At 68.1% G+C, this 4,808-nt stretch carries 6 protein-coding genes; 4 read left to right on the forward strand and 2 right to left on the reverse strand.

Translation table 11 applies throughout. From position 1 onward, the window contains the following. Positions 1–934, reverse strand: a 934-nt coding sequence (locus tag PKD06_RS18305) for a glutamine synthetase beta-grasp domain-containing protein (protein WP_324382671.1), incomplete at its 3' end; no start/stop codon positions are given. 395 nt (positions 935–1,329) lie between these two features. Here PKD06_RS18305 and PKD06_RS18310 point away from each other — a divergent pair. After that, positions 1,330–1,524: a DUF2735 domain-containing protein gene (locus PKD06_RS18310; protein WP_324382673.1), complete on the forward strand. Its 195-nt coding sequence runs from the start codon at positions 1,330–1,332 to the stop codon at positions 1,522–1,524. 4 nt (positions 1,525–1,528) lie between these two features. On the opposite strand, the gene PKD06_RS18315 is transcribed toward PKD06_RS18310, so the two are convergent. Next, positions 1,529–2,467 (reverse strand): glutaminase, encoded by a 939-nt coding sequence (locus PKD06_RS18315; RefSeq protein ID WP_324382675.1) that lies wholly within the window; start codon positions 2,465–2,467, stop codon positions 1,529–1,531. 161 nt (positions 2,468–2,628) lie between these two features. On the opposite strand from PKD06_RS18315, the gene PKD06_RS18320 reads away from it, so the two are divergent. The 3 genes from PKD06_RS18320 to PKD06_RS18330 form a co-directional block, all read left to right on the forward strand. Beyond that, entirely contained in the window at positions 2,629–3,015 is a 387-nt protein-coding gene (locus tag PKD06_RS18320) for a hypothetical protein (protein ID WP_324382677.1), read from the forward strand. Between the two features lie 58 nt (positions 3,016–3,073). Beyond that, positions 3,074–4,462 carry a M20/M25/M40 family metallo-hydrolase gene (locus PKD06_RS18325; protein ID WP_324382679.1) on the forward strand — a complete coding sequence of 463 codons (1,389 nt, stop codon included), beginning with the start codon at positions 3,074–3,076 and terminating at the stop codon, positions 4,460–4,462. A 2-nt stretch (positions 4,463–4,464) separates the two neighbouring features. Continuing rightward, positions 4,465–4,808 (forward strand): porin (locus PKD06_RS18330; protein ID WP_324382680.1); only part of this gene is annotated, 344 nt, incomplete at its 3' end.

The raw sequence follows: 4,808 nt of genomic DNA on the forward strand, positions 1-4,808 counted from the left end.
CAAGATAGCCCTTGTAGCCGTTGTTCACGAAGCTGTGCGGCACGCGGATCGACGCGCCGCGATCGGCGACGCCGTAGCTGAACTTGTTCCACGGCGCGGTTTCGTGCTTGCCGGTCAGGCGCTTGTCGTTGTCCGGGCCGTAGACCGCGATATGGTCGTCGAGGTTCTTCTCGAAGGCGGACATGAGCGCTTCGAAATACTCCTTGCCGCCGACCGTGCGCAGGTATTCGGTCGAGAAGTTGCAATGCATGCCCGAGCCGTTCCAGTCGGTATCGCCGAGCGGCTTGCAATGGTATTCGACGTCGACGCCGTAGGATTCCGTCAGCCTCTGGAGCAGGTAGCGGGCCATCCAGACCTCGTCGGCCGCCTTCCGGGAGCCCTTGCCGAAGATCTGGAATTCCCACTGGCCCTTGGCCACCTCGGCATTGATGCCCTCGTGGTTGATGCCGGCGGCGAGGCAGAGGTCGAGATGCTTCTCGACGATCTCGCGGGCGATGCTGCCGACATTCTTGTAGCCGACGCCCGTATAGTAGGGGCCCTGGGGGGCGGGATAGCCGTTCTCGGGGAAGCCGAGCGGGCGGCCGTCCTTGTAGAGGAAATATTCCTGCTCGAAGCCGAACCAGGCGCCCTCGTCGTCGAGCACGGTCGCGCGGCTGTTCGTGGAATGGGGCGTCTGGCCGTCCGGCATCATGACCTCGCACATCACGAGGACGCCGTTGGCGCGGGCGGGGTCGGGATAGAGGGCGACGGGCTTCAGCACGCAATCGGAACTGCGCCCCTCCGCCTGCATGGTCGACGAGCCGTCGAAGCCCCAGAGCGGAAGCTGCTCGAGCGTCGGGAAGTCGGCGAAGTCCTTGATCTGCGTCTTGCCGCGCAGGTTCGGGGTCGGGGCATAGCCGTCCAGCCAGATGTACTCGAGCTTGAATTTCGTCATGTCGGCATCTCTTGATCGGGTCGCGCGGGCGCCGTGCGGGCTCCTCGCCCCAGCCTAAGCAGGCGCCGTGCCAGAAGCGGATTCCCTTGATGCAGCCGGGTCTTGGCCGGATGGACGCTCCCGGCGCCCGCCGCGGGACCAGGCCAAGGCGGGCCGGCTTTTCCGAATGGTGTCTTTTTAGGCGTGCCGCATATGGATGCAAATCCAGTGGCCGAAATGACGTCTGCCGATTTTCGATGCTTCGCGTTTCGGCAAAGATTATCGTGCACAAATTGTTTTCAGATAAAGACTTTTTTTGATTTCGTGGTCGATTGTTTCGGCAACAGGCCCTATATACGCGAAGCGAACAGGGCGCAGGACGCCCCGGAGATGTCCTGAAGATCGGAATTGAATCCATGGCACTCGGCATGAATACGGCGACGGCGAAGATCTATCAGTTCCCTGTGCGCAGGCGTTCGGGGGCGGCGGTGGCGCAGGGCACGGCGCAGGTGGTCGAATTGCGGCCGGCCGCGCCGCAGATCGTCTGGGGCGCCGGCTCCTCGTATCACGAGGCGGCGATCGCCGAGGAGGCACGCGCCCGCAAGGCGTAAGGGCTCAGGCTCCGAAGATCGACCAGCCGAGGCGCCGGCTCAGCGCCTCGAGCGCGATCCGGCCGAGGCGGGAATTGCCGGAGGCGTCGAGGCCCGGCGCCCAGACCGCCACCGACGCCTTGCCCGGCACGACGCCGAGGATGCCGCCGCCGACCCCGCTCTTGCCGGGAATGCCGACGCGGAAGGCGAATTCGCCCGAGCCGTCGTAATGGCCGCAGGTCAGCATCAGGGCGTTGATGCGCCGCGCCCGCTCGGCGGGGATCACCGAATGGCCGCTCGACGGGTCCCGCCCCGAATGCGCCAGGAACCGCGCCGCCATCGCGAGCTGCCGGCACGACATGGCGATGGCGCAATGGTGGAAATAGACGCCCAGCGTCAGGTGGACCGGATTCTCGATCACGCCGAAGGACTTCATGTAGTTCGCGAGCGCGAGATTGCGGAAGCCGGTGCGCTGCTCCGAGGCGGCGACGTCGTTGTCGATGGCGATGGCGGGATCGTCCGCGACATGGCGCAGGAAGTGGAGGATTTCGCCCAGCGTCTCGCGCGGCTGGTGGCCGGCGAGGATCACGTCCGAAACCGCGATCGCGCCGGCATTGATGAACGGATTGCGGGGAATCCCCTTCTCGTTCTCGAGCTGCACGATGGAGTTGAAGGGGCTGCCCGAGGGCTCGCGCCCGACCCGCGTCCAGAGCCGCTCGCCGACCTTGCCGAGCGCCAGCGTGAGCGTGAAAACCTTCGAGATGCTCTGGATGGAAAAGGGCTCCTCCGCGTCGCCGCCCGTCGCGACGCGGCCCTCGGCATCGACGACCGCGAGGCCGAAGCGCCTCGGGTCGATCTTGGCGAGTTCGGGGATATAGCTCGCGACCTCGCCGCGGTCGGACCTCTGCCTCATCTCGTCAACGACGTCCTCGACGACACGCTGCATCGCCTGTGCCTGCGCCATCCTGCCTCCTGACCTCATCCGCGGATGCACGGACGATGCCGTTCCCCGCCCACGTGACCGCGCGGCCCGTCTATGGCATGACACGGCCCGAAGCGAAGCCGCTTGCGCCCGAGAGCGGAGGGCGGCTTCCGGCCATCCCTTTCCTCTCGGAGGAACGCATCTTGCGGCTATCCGTGCTCCGTCTTGCCGGCGGGCTGATTCTCGCGGCGGGCCCCGCCTTCGCCGATGGCGGCGTGCCGCCGGTCTGGAGCGATTTCCAGCCTGCCGTATCGACGCAGTACCGGCCGCCGGACGGCGGGCGGGCCTATCCGCCCCCGGATACGCGGGAGCTGATCCGGCCCGAGGACCGCCGCGCCGCCGAGCGCGCCGAGGCCGAGCTGAACCGCAAGGCGGCCCAGCCCATCGCCCCCCCGCGCAGCCCCTCCGGCACTCCGGCGGTTCCGCGCCGGATGAAGGACCCGCTGGCGCTGCCGCCGGCGCTGCCCCCCACCGGGCCGGCCATGCCGGCGCCGGCGCCCGGGGTGGAGACGAACCCGACCGGCCGCTGACGGCCGCGAGATTCCGACAGGGCGCGGCATCGGGCCGCGGGACGACGGGGCGGAAGGCATGATCGACAAGGTTCTCGGCGATATCGACACGGATCTCGACAATTCCCTCGGCCGGCTCTTCGACTGGCTGCGCATCCCCTCGATCTCGACCGACCCAGCCCATGCTCCCGATTGCCGGCGCGCGGCGGAATGGGTGCGGGGCGACCTCGCGGCGATGGGCTTCCAAGCCTCGGTGCGCGAGACCTCGTTCCATCCGGTGGTGCTGGCGCATCTGCCGAAGCCCGGCGCGCCGCATGTCCTGTTCTACGGCCATTACGACGTCCAGCCGGTCGATCCCCTCGACCAGTGGGAAAGTCCGCCCTTCGAGCCCTCCCTCGTCGAGCTGGCGCCGGGGAGGCGGGTGATTCGCGGCCGCGGGGCTTGCGATGACAAGGGCCAGGTGATGACCTTCATCGAGGCCTGCCGCGCCTGGAAGGCGACGGAAGGGGGCATTCCGGTCGGTCTTACGATCCTTATCGAGGGGGCGGAGGAGAACGGCTCCAAGGGCCTGCCGGAATGGCTCGCGGCCAACAGGGACGAGCTGAAGGCCGATTGCGCCCTCGTCTGCGACACGGGCATGTGGGATCGCGACACGCCCCTGATCACCACCTCGCTCCGGGGCCTCGTCTATCGCGAGATCAAGGTGCGCTGCGCCGATCGCGACCTGCATTCGGGCATGTTCGGCGGCGGCGCCCGCAACCCGATCCATGTCCTCGCGAAAATCATCGCCGACCTGCACGACGAGAACGGCCGCGTCACCGTTCCCGGCTTCTATGACGGCGTACCCGAGACCCCGCCCGAAATCCTCGCGCAATGGCGAGGTCTCGGCCTCGAGCCCGAGACCTTCCTCGGCCAGGTGGGCCTCTCCATTCCGGCGGGCGAGCGGGACCGCATGCTGATCGAGCAGATCCAGTCGCGCCCGACCTGCGACGCCAACGGCATCTTCGGCGGCTATACGGGGATCGGCTCGAAGACCGTGATCGCCGGAGAGGCTTCGGCCAAGATCTCCTTCCGCCTCGTCGGCGACCAGGACCCGGACCGGATTTCCGAGGCGTTCGACGCCTTCGTGAAGGCGCGGATTCCGCAGGATTGCTCCGTCGAGATCATTAACTATGGCGGCTCGCGGGCGATCCGGCTTCCCTTCGACATGCCGGCCTTGGCGAAGGCCAAGGCGGCGCTCACCGCCGAATGGGGGCGCGAGGCGGTGATGATCGGCTCGGGCGGCTCGATCCCGATCGTCGGCGATTTCAAGTCGACGCTCGGCCTCGACACGGTGCTCGTGGGCTTCGGCCTCGACGACGACCGCGTCCATTCGCCCAACGAGAAATACGACCTGTCGAGCTTCCACAAGGGCATGCGGAGCTGGGCGCGGATCCTCGACGCTCTGGGCGGCGGGCAGGGCGCCTGACCATGAAGCAACTCGGCCTCCTGGTTCTCGCCGGGACCGCGATGGCGGCTCCCGCCCTTGCGGCGGAAAGGCTGCGCCCCTACGAGGGCGGCGCGATGGCGGCCTGCCCGCAACACGGGGCCGGCTTCGTCCAGGTGCCGGGCACCTCGACCTGCATCCGCATCGGAGGCCGCGCGCGGGCGGATTACAGCGTGACCTCGGGCCGGCGGAAGATCGACCGCGGCCAGATCTCGGGCTTCAGCCCCTCGGGCAGCCTCGCGGCCGAGGCGAGGACCGAGACGGAAGCGGGACCGCTGCGCGCCTATGTCCGCACGCGCGCCGGAGGCGGCCCCTACGGCGGAAGGTA

The organism is Enterovirga sp., from assembly GCF_035325185.1.
Taxonomy (GTDB): Bacteria; Pseudomonadota; Alphaproteobacteria; order Rhizobiales; family Beijerinckiaceae; genus Enterovirga.